The sequence below is a fragment of the Paucibacter sp. B2R-40 genome, assembly GCF_025717555.1.
Taxonomy (GTDB): Bacteria; Pseudomonadota; Gammaproteobacteria; order Burkholderiales; family Burkholderiaceae_C; genus Paucibacter_A.
This window is the reverse complement of sequence record NZ_JAJIRP010000001.1, coordinates 732222-747394: the sequence shown is the minus strand read 5'-3', so window position 1 is coordinate 747394 and position 15173 is coordinate 732222. Positions and strand designations below refer to the sequence as shown.

Here is a 15173-nt window from a genome sequence, read left to right as displayed (position 1 = left end):
CCCCCCCCCCCCCCCCCCCCCCGGACACCTCTTAGGGCTAGCAAACAGAGTGTCAACACGGCTGCGTGCTGTCGACTTGCCCCGAAAACAGAATGTCAAACGCGGGATCGGAGAACCGCTGTTGGCGCCAACGCGAATTTGAGCCACTTTGGGCGCAGGTGCCGACAGTCTGATGAGCCACGCATCTCGATCGCAAACCTGCTTGGCTGTGGATGCTCTCATCGCAATGACCCGCGCACTCAAACGTTGGCACAGTGGCTTAGTTCTGGGTCGGCGCCAACAACCATCTTCAGCACTGGCCGGTAGTCCGTCGAGGGCTTCAGCCTGCAGTCAAAAATGGTCGTTCCTTCTTTTGCTCCCCCTCGATCACCACGCCCGCCGTGATGAATCGCTCCATAAGGTAGCGTTCGTGTGGTTGCAAATCTGCTTCGAAGAGCGGGATTTTCTGCGGCGCGAGTGCCCGAGCCAGCTTTGTCAGTTGACGCACTACGTCATTGACGAGACATCTCACGACCTCAAGTACTTCGACTCCGCATGGGATTTCACTTGCCGGTTGCTGGTGATGGACCAAGCCGCCATTTCACGTAGACCGGTCATCTGAGCCGGGCGGGAAAGCCGGAATGCAATGGACATGTCGGACCGGTCACACTCGGTCAATGGTCGAGTTAGTTAGCTGGTTTCCACCGGCTACACTGCGCCACACAATAAGTCGAGTCAAGCCTGGGAGGCGTGATGAGTGTTTCAAGAGATGCCGGCAGAACGGGCGCACACACGCGGCTGTTTTTCGTCGACACAATGCGTCGGCGTGCCATGCTGACCAAGGTGCCAGCCATTCCGCGCTGCATTGCGCTGCGCTCATCGTTTTTTTCGGGCCAGCGAGCCCCAGGCCGCTGGAGCACTGTCGGCGCTCCACAGCACCCGCACCTCAACTGAGCATCGAAGGCATACCATGCCCACAACAACCAATCCAAAGTTCGGCCTGCCCCGGATCGAGCGCGTGCAGTTGCATGCCTTCTCCCTCTACAGCCTTGAAGCTCGAGGACAGCTTCATCACCGGATGCGCTGTTTGCGGGGGGCGCATGGGCGGCACCGTGCGGACTTGAAAATCAACGAACAACAGTTGCATGCACATCACCTCGCGGCGCCACGCTGCCATCCTCGAGTTCTGGTGGTTGCTGCGCTTGATGGTGCGGCGTCACAGACTGGGAGCTGCCTAAAGTCAGCAATACAGCCGGGGAGACAGCACAGAAGCGAACGACAGGTTTGTGGCGACCCATCGGGCCCGGCGGATGACCGCAACGGCCTGGATTTTTTTGAAAGAGCCACGGCACTGAGTTTTCCGCTTTGGGCACTGAGCTGACCAACGCCGGCACGTTCGCCGTTTACGCCGGCGGGCCCTGATTCCATTTCGCAGCTTGTGAAAGCTGTCGTTGGATCAGTCGGCGCCACGTGCCCTGATGGTCTAGCGCTGCAAATTTTGCGATCGGCAGCTTCGGGAGGTGCTGCAGAATTTCGTCCAACGAAATGCTCAATGGCCGGTTTCGAGGGCAGCGGTTGTTTGTTCGCCAAAATCGTACGACTGCTGGCGGTCTGTAGTGGACCGTGCTTGTTGGCTTGGTTCACAACTATCACCGATTGATGGCGCCGCTGGGTTATGGTCCACCGGCCGAGTTCGAGGCCAAATATTATCAACAGCGCGCTGGTCAGGCCGCGCCAGTCAGACTTAAGCCAAATGGCCCCTGCGGACCCAGGGTGATTCACTTCGGCTTTGTACACCCGCCTTTTGACAATCTGTTTGGTCGCCGCCCCGTCTTAACCGTTCTTGTCGCGGCTGTTTGACACTTTCTTGCGACTCCACCGAACGATCGAAGTTGTAACCGCGGCCATGGGCCTAGATTTGACACTCTGTTTGCTAGCCCTACTCCTCAGTGCGGATCTTGCCGCTCATTAACCGGGAGGGTTTCGTATTTGCAAGCGAGCCAGTCGAAAGCAATAGTCAGCGCTAAGCCGCCTCCCTCCTGATTGAGTTGTTCGCTCGACAACCCGCGGATCAGCAAGCCTTCAGCCTCGATCCGCTCGCGCGTAGCGTCGTCTGCCCAAAATACGCTCGCAAACTCGTCGCACATGCGCGCTGTGATTTCTCCAAGCAAAGTGACGTCGTACAACAGCATTTCCGTTTGGTCCCTTGCCGCGCCCGGCTCTGCCACGATAACCAGGATGGCTAAGGCAAGCACGTCAACATTCAGGAAGACCAGCCGCGACACCCAGTACGCGACATCGCGACCATCGTCCAATCGCACGTCGACTCGTGCCACCCGCCCTCCGCCGAAGGGAGCCCTGAAGCTCAGAATCGACTTGTCCCCCCACTTGACCGTGCACCTGAGAAGTTCCTGCATCGGTATGGGCGGGACAAATGGCTCTGCTTCAGTGGGGCTTGCACCCAGGACATCTCCCTGGCGGACGCCCCCGTCCGAGTGCCCGCCGATGCCCAGTTTGAAGCCTTCCTCTCCTGCCGTGGCCTTCTTGCTGCGGGCGAATCCGGACCGGAAGTCATCTTTCACTTTGTGAATCTGCTTTGCCAACAAATCCGGGAAGGGGTCTTCAGCTTCTTGCGAGGGCACTGCAACCGGAGCCAGCCCTCTTGCAGTGCCAACCGCCTCGCCAATGTGAACCTTCAGACTTGCATCCGGTGCACCTAGCTGCGCCCTGACGATCCCTGGTGGACGGCCGAGTTTTGTCGCTGAGAACTCACTTCGGTAGTAGAGCTTCGTGAACGGAAAGGGATGACTACAGGAAACTAGCCGGTGGACCACGAACGCCCGATCTGTCTGCCGTTCGAGCCACACCCCATCGGCGGTGATCGTGGTCATCCCCGCCAGAGGAAACCCTACCCTGGGGTACCACTTCTGGCGGTTTGCAGCCGCCTTGATGCCTGTGTTGACAATCCCTCGAAACTGCCGTGCAGCGGCCTTGTCAAAGGCGATTCGTGCCACCGTCGCCGCCGCAACACCCGGCAGGGTTGCATCGAGCGTGAGGTTCGCTACCCCGGTGCTTTTGTCCTTTCGGGCGTATGAGTACAGGTTCTCACCCGCCAACGCTCCACCGAACATATTGGCGAGCAACGAGCCGCACGCGCCGAAGTAGAACCGAACTATCTCCATTGAGGGCACGAGCAACACGCATCCGTTGCCAAGGTCCACCTTGACCAAACAGGACAAGGTGTGATCTCTATGTCCGGCAAACTGAGCGAACGGCAACTCGTAGCGGGATATGTTGTCCGGCCCAAGCGTTGGCAAACCTGCCGGACCGATGGTCGCCGACTCGTCGTCGATGACCACCCTTTCGAAGGACACCCTTGCGAGGGGGATACCGCCCACCCTTCGGCCACGCTGCCAGATGTCTCCCAACCGGACAGCACGCAGCAACGCCACCGGCAACCCAGTCAAAACTGGAGCTTCTGGCGTTTGACTGCCCCTCCACTGGCCAGGGTATCGGGTGCACGACAGCTGCACGTATGGAGTTGTGACGCCGTAGTTCAGCCGCTGGACGATGTCACCGTACCAATCGATGCGCAATGGCACGTCGCCGAACCGCCGCAACGCTGCCGGCACGATCTCGTTTTGCATCGATGTCCTCCCGCGCGCCTCTGTCGGCGAGCACAAACGCATGGACCGAATTTTGGTACGACCAGAATCGACTATGAACCTCAATCACTGCGGGCTCCGCTTACAGAACCGTACGCGTACTGCTCACATACGGCTCTTCAGAGCCATGGTCTGGTGCTATCGGCACTTCAATACACTGCCGCAATTTAATGTATGCACATTCGACGAGCCAGAAAGGTCCAGGAAAGATAGAACTCTGGCACCTTCGGTTGGATGTCTAGCGGGACGCGCAGAGCTAGTTGTCGCAAGCGGTGCACGACGTCGCCACCTACAAGGAACTGCTGCGCGCTGGCCAGAAACGCTTAGCCTTCTGACAAGGTGAGGCCCAAGGTACTAGTCGTCAACTCTCGTTCGACGACTCCCAACTCAGTGTTGGGCGACTGAGAAACTCCGTCCGCCCAGCGCTTCAGCATCAAGGTTCGCCCCACTTTGGCCCGCTCTCGCTAATCCTCATTCTCGCAATACTAGAGCTGGACGTATTTTCATCGCCACGATCGCATGCCTAAGCGCCGACAGCGCGGTCATAACCACCAGCCCCACCATTACTAACGGCAGCGCCCAGAACGCAGTGGGGGATCGTTCGGTGAAGTTCGCGAGCCAGCTCTGAGCGAGCCAGCCGCCCAGCGGTAGGCCGATCAGTGCTGAGGCCGTCAGCAAGGGCACGAACTCGCGCGCCAGCAGGCCGGCAATTCGCGCCGGTCCAGCACCGTAGAGCTTGCGCACGACAATCTCGCGCGTGCGGCGTCGCACCGTGTAGGCCGCGAGCGCGTAGACACCGAAAGCCGACAGCAATAGCGCCAGCAGACTAACGCCCGCGGCCATTTGTGCGACACGGCGCTCGAAGTCGTACGGCTGGTCGAATGCCTGTTTCACTGTCACCGGCTTGGCCGAATTGTCGGGGAAATAGTGTGGCCAGACCCGCGCGATTGCCTGCTGAAGCGCAACCAGGCTAGTGCCGTGCAACGTAAGCGTCGGCTGCGGTTGGTCGCCGAGCAGGAAAACGTGCGGTCGGCTCGCCGCACGAGCGTTCTCCAGCCTGATGTCCGCAGCGACTGCCACGATGCGAAGGGGATCTTTGCCCAGCGTCATGAAATCGCCACCTCCCAACACCAATTCACCCACGGCCGCCAGTGGGCTCGCGAAACCCAGTGCACGGCTGGCTTGCGCGTCCAACACCACTGCCTGTTCGGCTTTGAGCTCGCCGGCCCGATTCGGCACTGACGCTGCCGAGGCGACGACGGGCGCCCGACCCGCGACCATAGGGATAGCGTAGACGTCGAAGAAATCTTTGTCCACGCGCATCAGGTTGACCTCGACCAGCGGTGCGGAGCGGCCTTGCGCGAGCGTCTCGGTCATGACCGCCGAGTCGCGCCCGGGGACATCGAAGCTCCAGGCTAGACCATCGACACCTGGCTCGTGGGACAGCGCGTTGCGGAAGGCGGCGTTGACGGCGTCCGACTTGCCGGAGAAGCCGTCGGGCATGTCGATCGTCAACAGGCCCTCTGTGCGAATGCCGTGCGCCAGCGTTGCCACGTGGCGGTTCTGCCACAGCACCACGCAGGCACCGGTACCGATTACGACGGTGACCACGAACTGCAGCGTCGTCATCACGCGCCGCAGGTTGCGACCGACGGCGCCTTCGTCATGCGGCCGCCCGGCCAGCGCCTCCACGCAATGGACGACCAAGGCGATGCGCGCGGGGTAAAGCCCGGTGGCTACGCCTAGCGCGACGGCTGCCGCGACCAGCAAGGCTATACGGCCCGGCGAGAACAATCCATCCGCCAGCTCTAAGTTCAGCAGCTCGCCCAACGCGGGCGCGAACCACCAGGCCAGCAGTAGCCCCACAGCACTCGCCAGCAGGGCGGCGAGGGTTGACTCGAATACGAACTGCGCCGTCAGACGCCAAGGGCTGGCCCCTAGCGACTTGCGCACGGCGATCTCGCGCACCCGGGCGAGCGTCCGCACGCTGGTGAGGTTGACGTAGTTGGCTGCGGCCAGGCCGAGCACGAGAGCAGCGCTTGCGCCTAGGCCCATCACCAGCGTGAGGTGAGCCTGCCCGCCGCCGCCTTCAAGGTACTGGCGCGTGAGGGGCATGGCGCGCAAGAAGGCGCCCTTTCGGCCGTTGGCTGTCCAATCCGCAGGCGTGCCGCTGGCACCGGGACCGTTGTCGAACAAGGCCTGGGCCGCCGCACCGACTTCGGCGGGAGCGTGGCCGTTCGCGACGCGCGCGACGACCTTGCCCTGCATCGCGTTCCAGGCATCGAGTAACCTCGGATCGGCCGCAGTCGCCGGCGAGTCAAAGTTCGCCCAAGCCTCACCGGGCCGATCCATTACCGTGCGTGGGCTGTGGGCCATCAGAGCGACGATTGTCAGCAAGTGGCCGCGCACATTCACAGCCTTGCCGAGCGCGTCGCCAGCGGGGAACAACCGGTTCGCCGCCGCCTCGGTCAGGGCAAGGGCGTCGGGCCTGCGCAGGGCCTCGCTCAGGTCTCCGGCGCTCGCCCGCAGGCCGAAGACGGCGATCGCGTCGAGGTCTGCGAACATGATGTCCAGAGGAACCGAGCGTCCTTCCACGCGCGCGTTGGACGTCCCGTCTATCAGGCGTGTGATTGCGCTCACCGGGGCGCCGGCCTGGCGCAAAGTCGTCCCGAAGATGAAAGGCGCGCGATCCCCCCAGTCGTCCTGCGCGCCCGGCCTGTTGCCACGAAATTCGAGGATGACCACTTTCGATGGCTCGGGGATGTCCGGATCGGGCCTCACTTGGTTGAAAACGATCTGGGCTACGAGGTAGCAGCAGGCGATGGCCACTGACAAACCCAGCAGGATGACCGCGGCATAACCGGGGTCTGCGATAAGTTGGCGCCAGCCGACGCGTAAGTCCTTCAGCATGATTGGTTTCCCATCAGACGGCCAGTGGTTCGACGAGCACGCGCCCGTCGAGCAACTGCAGTGCGCGATGGGCCATCGCCGCGTGCGCGGGCGAGTGTGTGACCATCACCAGTGTCGTGCCTTCAGCGTTGAGGTCGCGCAGGATGCGCATCACTTCGTCGCCGTGGGCCGTATCGAGGTTGCCGGTCGGCTCGTCGGCAAGCAGCAGCGCCGGGCGCGAAACGATCGCGCGCGCGATGGCCACGCGCTGCTGCTGGCCGCCAGAGAGCTGCGAGGGCCGGTGCCGCGCGCGGTGGGTGAGGCCGAGGCGGTCCATTGCCTCGACTACATGCCGGCGGTGCTCGCGTGCGGGTATGTCGCCGTATTCCAGAGCCAGCTCGATGTTCTCGGCCACGCTCAGGTCGTCGATCAGGTTGAAACTCTGAAACACAAAGCCGATGCGGCCACGTCGTAGGCGCGTTAGCCTTGCCTCACTCCAGCCGGTGACGTTCTCGCCGTCAAACCAGTATTCGCCGCTGCTGGGCGCGTCCAGCAGGCCGAGGATGCCGAGCAGCGTTGACTTCCCGCAGCCTGACGGGCCAGTAACAGCAAAGTACTCGCCGGCCTCGATGTCAAGGTCGATCTTGTCGAGCGCGGTGGTCTCGACCTCGTCGCTGCGGTGCAGTTTACTGAGTTGGCATAGTTTGAGCATAGTCAGTTCCTCATTGGAAATGGAATGGATCAGCCGTTGAAGCGTAGTCGTCGCCCGTCGCCGTAGCGGCGCTTGTTGGAGACCACAACGTATTTCGAAGCAAGTGCGCGCAATCCTTCTCTGCCCCTCGCCAGAGCCACGCGTGACCTCAGTGATAGCTAGGCGAGGCGTCGGCGCACTTGATCGATCACGGGCGGGGTGACAACGCAGCTCTACGGCAGCCACAAGGGGCGTCATGAGCATGGCCGACGGACCGACGCCGCGATCACCGTGCCCGGACGGGGCCGTCGACCTACTTCAAGAGAGTCTCCCCCATCCCCGACTTGGGTTGGGCCCGTCTCTATGTCTTCCTCCGTAGCGACATTGGAAGGAGCCCTCGCGCCTCCCTCGCGCGGCGTCATCACAGTGACTTTCTTGCCCCGCAAATCGTCGTCCTGGACAATCTGCCCGCGCTTCATGACGACGACGCGATCAGCCATAGCGATGGTCTCCGGCCGATGTGCGACCAAGATGCGCGTCATCGCGATCTCCTTAATTGCCGTATTGACGGCCCTCTCGTTCCAAACGTCCAAGTGGCTGGTGGCCTCGTCCAGCAGCAGCAGCTTAGGTTCGCGGTACAGGGCGCGCGCGAGCAAAATGCGCTGTTTCTGACCGCCCGACAGACCCAGGCCGATGTCGCCGACAAGTGTGTTGTAGGTCATGGGCATCCTCATGATCTCGTCGTGGATGGCCGCGAGGTTCGCGCACTCGCGGATGCGGGCTTGGTTTGACTGGGCCTCGAAGAAGCTGATGTTGTCGGCGATGGAGCCCGCAAATAGCTGATCGTCCTGCATCACGGTGCCGATCAGCTTGCGGTAGTTGCCCAGGCCCAGCTGCCTGAGCGGCAGGCCGCCCACGAGGATTTCGCCATCGGTTGGCTCCAGCAGCCCTAACATCAGCTTGACCAATGTCGTCTTGCCACAGCCCGAGGCACCCGCGATCGCAATGCACTGCCCCGCCGGCACCACTAGGCTCAGGCCTTCAAGGACATATGGCTCACTGTCGGCATAGCGGAAAGATACGTTACGCACCTCGATCGAGGCCGATACCTCAGCTGGGTCGACCTCGATGTCGCAGTGCTCCTGCTCGGGTTTGGATAGCACGATATCGGCCACGCGCTCGCCGTGTAGGCCGAGCATGCGCAGCTCGAACGAGCGGTCAATTAACGAAGCAATGCGCAGGCTGAACTGCTCCTTGTAACTGAGGAAGGCAAATAGCATTCCCACTGTGAAGGTGTGATCCATGACTGCCAGCGCTCCGAGCCAGATGACGATCACCCGCTCCGCGTTAAAGAGCAGCGCGTTGGCAGTCTGGAATGAGATTGTCAGCCGGGCAATGCGGAGGTCGGCGTTGAACTGCTCGGCTAGTGCATTCATCCAGCCAATGCGACGTTCGGCTTGACGGTCAAACAGGCGCACGCTCTGAACGCCGCGCACCGATTCGATGAAGTAAGTGTGCTGGCGCGACGCGTGGATGATCTGTTCGGCTGTTGCCTCTCGCATGGCGCGGAAGATAGTCCAGCGCAGCAGGGCATACAGCGTTACCGCAGCCAGGCTTACGCAAGCCAGTGGCTTGCTATATGCCAACATCACTGCCAGGGTGGCGATCACCAGCACGCCGTCGATGATACCCTCGACGAACTGCGTGGTCATACTGCGCTGGATGGTCTGAATCGAACCGAAGCGAGAGACGATGTCGCCCAGGTGCCGCTTCTCGAACCACGGCAGCGGCAATTGCATAAGATGCCCGAAGGTATTGCCCAACCACTGGAAGTTGAGGCCAGTAGCCAGTGCGCTCGTGGCCCATGAACGTACGGCACCGATGGTGGTTTGCAGCAGCACCAGCAGCAGGAAGCCGATGCCAAGCACGGTCGCCAAGCCGCGGTCGGCGCCGACCAATGCCTCGTCCACCATCCACTGCAGGTAGAACGGCGCCACCAGCATGCAGACCTGCAGCGCCAGTCCAAGCAACATCAACTGCGCCATGCCGCGCTTGAGCCCGTCCACATGCCCCATTAGCGACAGCAGGCTGAAGCGCTGGCGTTCCTCTAGCTTGAGGAACGTCGGCCCGGGCGTCAGCTCCAGTGCCACGCCGGTGAAATGGTTGGCGACAGCGGCGATTGGCATACGGCGTTCGCCTACTGCCGGGTCGTGGAGTGTGGCGTACCCGTGAGAGAAATCCTTGAGCACCACAAAGTGGTTCATATCCCAGTGCAGCACGCAGGGCAGTTGCAGTTGCGTCATGTGTAGGATGTCAAGCTTGAGCGAGCGCGGCTGCAAGTCCAGGCCTTGCGCCATCGCGATCAGACTTTTCAGTGTGGTGCCTTTGAGGGACACCGAGAATCGTCGGCGCATGTTGGCCATGTCGATGCGGTGACCCCAGTACTCGCCTATCATCACCAGACAAGCCAAGCCACATTCGGCCGCCTCGGACTGCAGCAGGACGGGCAACCGACGACGAACCCAAAACTGCAGGAGGGGCTGTTGCAGATTCATGTCATCCCCTCGCACCAAAGACCTGTAGGGGCTCCAGCACCCATTCGTATAGTTTGCGGGTCTCGATCAGTAGGTTGGCGTCCAGCGCCATGCCCGCCATCAGCGGCCGGGTTGTGCTGGCGAGGGGAACGTCCTGCCGGGCCAGCGCCACGCGGATCCGATAGAGCGCTTCGCCGGAGCGCCTAGCTCCTTCGGCTGCGGGTGCGGTTGCGTCGGCCAAGGGGCTGCGGGAGACCTCGCTGATGATGCCCTGGAACTGGCCGAACTTCTGGAACGGATATGCCTGGTAGCGGATCTGTACCGGCATGCCCGGCTGGGCCATGCCGGCTGCGCGCGCTGAGGCGTAGAGCACAGCCTCCAGCGGGGAACTCGCGGGCGATAGGTTGGCTAGCACCTGCCCGGCGGCCACGGTCTGGCCGGACTGGGTCGCGACGCCGCTGACCACGCCAGCCTGCGTCGCACGCACTAGCATTGTCTTCGGTGCTTCGGTATCGGCGAGGCCTTGGTCGATGGCGTCGACTTGGCGCTGGGCGCTCGCCTCGTCGCGGCAGTCGTGGGGCGGTGGCCCCGCGCGACCGGGCGCGCTCCTGAAGGCAGCCGGAGCAAGTACAGACGTCCCGTTCTTCAGGTCGTAAGCGCCCGACTGTGTGAAGCAGCCGTGAACGGTATGGCGGGTGCGCGTCAAGACACTATCGGAAAGCGCGACCCGGCGTCGCTGAGTCAGGATCTGCTTGTCGACGCGCTCCAGCTCTTCGCCTAGCTCCAGCGCCTGGCGCCGTAGCGCGTCGCTCTTGCCAGCATCGTCGCGCAGACGGTGCTGCTTTTGCGACAGTTTGTCACGCAGCGTGTGCAGCAGGGCAACGATCTGCCCGTCCGGGTCACTCTGTGCCACGTCGGCCCCGGCACCCTTGATGACGAACAGTACGTCACCGGTATGAACGGACTGGTTCTCGTGAACGCGAACATCCAGCACTAGGCCCGGCTGCAGCGACTGCACTCGAAGCAGACCCTGTGTCGGCATGAGCACGCCTCCTACCTGTTCCTTGCGCGTGTAGTCCGCAGTCGCGAAGAAAAATAGAACAGCCGCCGCGATCAGGCAGAACATGCCGAGGAGCCACGACACGCCGACGGGCCGAAGCAGCACGATGCTGCCGTACTGGCGAACTGTCGCGTAAGCCAGAGCCTGCGCGCGGAATAGCGGTGTCGCGCTCATGACGGTGCGACTAGTAGGGTGGTACACACAGGGGAGGCGGCATCGTCGTACTTAGACCGTCGCAGAGCGTTCGCGCTCTCGGCCAGGCACCACTGCTGCATCGCGCACGCTTTCTGTGACGACCGTGATGCCGCGGTACTTATGCAGCACCTTGAGCAGGTGGCACACCTTACGCTCAGCCCGCGCGTCGTCCAGCAACGCGGCCAACTGGGCGACAGTAACCATGGTGCCGCTATTGAGGAGATCGACGACGCAATCCAGACCTGCGAAGTTCTGCAGCGAGACCCGCGTGCCGCGCACGAAGACATCGTGCCGGCCGGGCTGCGCTCCCGTACGGTAGAGCAGCCGGTAGGGCTCGTCGATGCGGACGGCGTCGCCCGGTTCGATATCGATGTCGACTGGGTTGGGCACAGGACGGTTGCGGAAACCAGCGTTGCTAAACAGACAATAGCGGAAGTCACGGTAGATGCCGCGCAGCAAGGGCTTGAGCGCGAGGTCTTCCTTGTCCTCAAGTGTCAACAGTGACAGGACGGCATCCACGGTGGTGGTGTCATCAACCGGGTTCCGGTCCGCCTTGAGCATGCCCTCGGAACGTCGCACGTGATCAGTCATGACATGCTTGAGCAACTCCTCCACAAAGTCGTAGTCGCAGCGGTTGTTGAACCAGCACGCGATGCCAATGGACAGCTCGTCCTGCATGCCCACGTGGAATTTGTTCTCCGGCATAAAGTAGAACTGGCCTTCGTGAAAGGTATGCTTCGTCGCGGTGGGCAGGTGTGCCGCCACGTTCATGTTGTTCTGCCGCCTCTCTACGGGCGCCGTCTTGTAGTCCTCATCTTCCCAGGTGTACATGGTCTTGGGCCCCGGGCCGAGGTGGAAGTGAACCCCGCTCTTGCCGGCAAAGTCCTTGTGGATGCCTAGGGGCGTCATTTCATAGTTGCCGATGAAGACCGTGAACAGGATGCCTTCGGTGGGCATGCCGATCATCTCCAGGATGGGCTTGAGGATGATGGCGGCGGCTTGCGAGAGCTCGGCGCTGAACTTCTCACCCTGGTTGAGAATGATCCCGAACTTGTGGTCACCGAAGGCGCGTCGCACCCAGGCCTGCACGTCCTCGCCCGGCTTCGGATGGTGGGCGAAGTGCTCGGCCAAGGTCTCAACCGGCTCGCCATCCATCCACAGCCGATAGCCGTAGCGCCGCCGATGCACTTGGCAGACCTCGGCTAGGATGTCGAGCACCAGCCGGCGCATGAGTCGCGCCTGTTCCGCCGTGAGGCCGTCGGTGATTGTGGCGGGCACCGTCATGTTGTGCGTCTTGCGCATGAAGTCGTCCCACCACGCCTCGTCGAACTGTTGCTTAAGGCGCGACAGCGCCAGGGGGCTTGTGGCTTGATTGTGGATCGTCATGTTTTACTCCGATGGATTGACGCGCAAGACGCAGGTTCAGGCTGCAGCCTCTTGTCGTTTGACGAGACCACGGTATAGGTGAATCTCAGAAAGGAGGTACAGCCCTACCTTGTCGCTCCAACCCTTGTCGAGTAGAGCCAGCAGGTCTGCGACGATATGAACTTCACCATCGTTTAGGCGCTCAATGAGGTCGACCAAACAAGGATGGTCGTTCACTTCCAGCCGGTGTCCGCGGACGTATACGATTAGCTTGCCGGTACCATCGATCCTGCGTGTGAGTATCTTGTAAGGCATATCGAGTTGCACTTCGTCGTCACGACTAAATGCCTCGCGTTGCTGGCGTTCGAACGGCGGATTACGGTAGCCGGCGTTACTAAATAGGATGTGACGCCAATCCACATACGCCGTTTTTACCAGACCCTCGAGGGTGAGATGACGATATTCAAGCGGCACCGTATGAGGGGGAACGATGTTGTCGATGTGGGCGCCGTTGTCCGGGGACGTGATGTCGTGGACGATAGCGTCTGCGTCAATCGGGCGGACCTGCGTCCACGCATGTCTGAGCATCGCCCGGGCAAGGTCCGTGTTGGTGTGGGTGTATTGCCAGACGGTGATTCCGATCGAAAGGCTGTCTTGCTCCCCAATGTGGAAGGTGCCTTCCGGCATGAAAAACAGATCGCCAGCCTCGATTTTGAATTGCCTCGCGTAGGGCTTGAGCGCATTGAAGTCACGGTGCTTCAGGCCACCCTCGTGGGTCAACTTGCGGTAGTCTTCCTTGTCCCAAACGTACATCACCTTGCTGCCGGGGCCAACGTGGAAGTGGGTGACGCTCTCCCCTCGGATATCCTGATGGATGCCAAGCGGTGTCTTGTCGTAGTTGCCAATGAAAAGCGTAAACTGTATTCCGTCCCGCGGGATACCAGTTTGCCGCAGCAGTGGGGCCATCGCAAGTGCGACTTCTTGTGAGAAGGCCTCGTCGAACTTCTCGCCAGCATTGATAATGAAGCCGAATTTTCTGTCCTTGAACGTGCGCTGGCTCCAGGCCTCCAGACTCTCGCCAGGCGAAGGCGGCTGGTCGTAGACCCTCTCCATTCCATCGCGATCGAGCAGGAGGCCGTCAGCATACGCGCGGAAGCCGTACTGCACCGTGCGAAGCCGACATAGCGTAGCGACGACGTTCAATGCCGACCGCTGGTAGAAGGCGATGCGATCTGGCTCGATGGCCTTCGCGAACACCGCTGGCGCGCTCAGGTTCTTGGTTTCGAGGAGGAAGTCACTCCACCACTCGTCGCTGAAGGACTCAAGTTGGTAGGTCACGCTTTTTCCTAGCTGTGTTTTGGATATTCGGGTAGCCCGGCATCTTGAAAAAGATGCCGGGCCTGACTCGGTCACCGTCAGGGTGCACCCTGCGTAGGTGGCGCGCCGATCGTGCTCAGAACGCCTTAACGTCCACGTGCTGGCTGCCTTGGTGGATGTGCACCTCGCCGCCGGAAACTGCTGACTCTTCCAGAGGCGAGAGTACGGTGATGCCGAGCACGTCGGCGATTTCTTGGTCTTGTTCGACTTGCGTGACTTGCGTTTCGTTTTGCATATCAATTCTCACTTTGTTAAGGATTAGAAAAGATGGTCGACGACCATCATGGGTCACCTACGCCGCATCGCGCATGCGAATACGGCGGACGCATGGAGTGATTGATCCTTCGGGAAATGACCCCTTGATCGATTTATCCATCCGTCAACGCAGATAGTAATTGCGCAAAAAATTACACGCAAATAACAAGTTAGGGGGACGTAGCTTCACAAGGATATTTATGGATTCATGAGTAATTTTGCCCGACATATATTTTGATTTCATCAAGGAAATCCATCCATAGACCAGCCCCTCATCTGCTCAAGAGTTCTTGCGGCTAAATCAAGAATAAGTAGTTTTGCTAACTAGTTACGTTAGTGCTAACTAGTTACGTTAGTGCTAACTTGGCATTTATCCACCGCGTCTAGAGAATTGTTCAATCCAGGTATGAGCCTCCTGTTGGCGCCTCGCAGCATTTGCTTTGCTGTTGAGGCGGCACTTCGAGGATATCGTTGGCGTGAGCGGCCGAGCAGGCCAGCGAGTTGTTGCGGTACTTTTGCGAGCGTCAGGACATCGCTCGCGATCAACTGACCATGCATTCGGATAATGGTTCGCCGATGAAGGGCGACACCATGCTGTCCACTATGTAGGGCCTGGGCGCCGCGCTCCCGCAGCAGGCCGGCGGTCAGCAATGACAACCCGCATGCGTTGTGAAACAGCGTGCAAAGCTTTCCAGATCCCCGTATGCGTCCAGTCAAGTCATCTTGACGAGTCGCCCAGCTTAGGGCCGGCCGAGTTACGCGGGCTGAATCCAGCGATACGGCAGCAACTCCGCTACTCGGCTGGCCGGCTGTGTTGGCAGCCTGGTTAGCACGTCCTTCAGGTAAGCCCACGGCTGCACGCCATTGAGCTGGGCGGACTGGATCAAACTCATCACGGCTGCCGCCCTCTCGCCCGCTCGCAGGCTACCGGCGAAGAGCCAGTTCGAGCGCCCCAGCGCAATCACTGGGCCATTCTGCCCATGTCGGGCAAGAAGTTGAGATCGTCTATCGATGGCATGCCCTGTACGGGCGGCGCGTTAGGCGTCAGTACAGCGAACATCGCTCGGACGGCGAAGTCGTTCACGTCGAGACGGCGCCAGGTAATGTCATCGTGGCTCCAGCTTGGATGCTGAGCACGGCAGCCTGCACCGGCATGGAACTGG

General features: G+C 60.9%; 9 protein-coding genes and 1 pseudogene. All 10 read right to left on the bottom strand.

Annotated elements, in window-relative coordinates; all coding sequences use genetic code 11:
- Positions 1–925: 925 nt before the first annotated feature.
- The gene (locus LNV09_RS03290) at positions 926–1126 is read right to left on the bottom strand and encodes a hypothetical protein (RefSeq protein WP_263555634.1); all 201 of its coding nucleotides are present in this window, start codon (positions 1124–1126) and stop codon (positions 926–928) included.
- Between the two features lie 799 nt (positions 1127–1925).
- A complete protein-coding gene (locus LNV09_RS03285) occupies positions 1926–3626 on the bottom strand; it encodes a hypothetical protein (protein WP_263555633.1) in 1701 nt (566 codons plus the stop codon).
- A 489-nt stretch (positions 3627–4115) separates the two neighbouring features.
- The gene (locus LNV09_RS03280; RefSeq protein ID WP_263555632.1) at positions 4116–6554 is read right to left on the bottom strand and encodes an FtsX-like permease family protein; all 2439 of its coding nucleotides are present in this window, start codon (positions 6552–6554) and stop codon (positions 4116–4118) included.
- Between the two features lie 13 nt (positions 6555–6567).
- On the bottom strand, positions 6568–7245 hold the full coding sequence (locus LNV09_RS03275) for an ABC transporter ATP-binding protein (protein WP_263555631.1): 678 nt from the start codon (positions 7243–7245) through the stop codon (positions 6568–6570).
- A 233-nt stretch (positions 7246–7478) separates the two neighbouring features.
- On the bottom strand, positions 7479–9779 hold the full coding sequence (locus LNV09_RS03270) for a peptidase domain-containing ABC transporter (protein ID WP_263555630.1): 2301 nt from the start codon (positions 9777–9779) through the stop codon (positions 7479–7481).
- 1 nt (position 9780) lies between these two features.
- Complete coding sequence (locus tag LNV09_RS03265; protein ID WP_263555629.1) at positions 9781–10992, bottom strand: HlyD family secretion protein; 1212 nt, start codon at positions 10990–10992, stop codon at positions 9781–9783.
- Positions 10993–11043: 51 nt separating this feature from the next.
- Positions 11044–12399, bottom strand: a complete 1356-nt coding sequence (locus tag LNV09_RS03260) for a hypothetical protein (protein ID WP_263555628.1) — start codon at positions 12397–12399, stop codon at positions 11044–11046.
- 36 nt (positions 12400–12435) lie between these two features.
- A complete protein-coding gene (locus tag LNV09_RS03255) occupies positions 12436–13716 on the bottom strand; it encodes a cupin domain-containing protein (RefSeq protein ID WP_263555627.1) in 1281 nt (426 codons plus the stop codon).
- A 115-nt stretch (positions 13717–13831) separates the two neighbouring features.
- The gene (locus LNV09_RS03250; protein WP_263555626.1) at positions 13832–13990 is read right to left on the bottom strand and encodes a hypothetical protein; all 159 of its coding nucleotides are present in this window, start codon (positions 13988–13990) and stop codon (positions 13832–13834) included.
- Positions 13991–14765: 775 nt separating this feature from the next.
- A pseudogene (locus LNV09_RS03245) lies at positions 14766–14969 on the bottom strand (transposase domain-containing protein); the annotation flags it as partial.
- Positions 14970–15173 lie beyond the last annotated feature (204 nt).

What these genes read in the sequence shown, in the direction of transcription:
- LNV09_RS03265 (WP_263555629.1), bottom strand. Translation starts at nt 10,992, where the DNA reads ATGAGCGCGACACCGCTATTCCGCGCGCAGGCTCTGGCTTACGCGACA.
- LNV09_RS03260 (WP_263555628.1), bottom strand. Translation starts at nt 12,399, where the DNA reads ATGACGATCCACAATCAAGCCACAAGCCCCCTGGCGCTGTCGCGCCTT.
- LNV09_RS03250 (WP_263555626.1), bottom strand. Translation starts at nt 13,990, where the DNA reads ATGCAAAACGAAACGCAAGTCACGCAAGTCGAACAAGACCAAGAAATC.
- LNV09_RS03290 (WP_263555634.1), bottom strand. Translation starts at nt 1,126, where the DNA reads ATGCAACTGTTGTTCGTTGATTTTCAAGTCCGCACGGTGCCGCCCATG.
- LNV09_RS03270 (WP_263555630.1), bottom strand. Translation starts at nt 9,779, where the DNA reads ATGAATCTGCAACAGCCCCTCCTGCAGTTTTGGGTTCGTCGTCGGTTG.
- LNV09_RS03275 (WP_263555631.1), bottom strand. Translation starts at nt 7,245, where the DNA reads ATGCTCAAACTATGCCAACTCAGTAAACTGCACCGCAGCGACGAGGTC.
- LNV09_RS03280 (WP_263555632.1), bottom strand. Translation starts at nt 6,554, where the DNA reads ATGCTGAAGGACTTACGCGTCGGCTGGCGCCAACTTATCGCAGACCCC.
- LNV09_RS03285 (WP_263555633.1), bottom strand. Translation starts at nt 3,626, where the DNA reads ATGCAAAACGAGATCGTGCCGGCAGCGTTGCGGCGGTTCGGCGACGTG.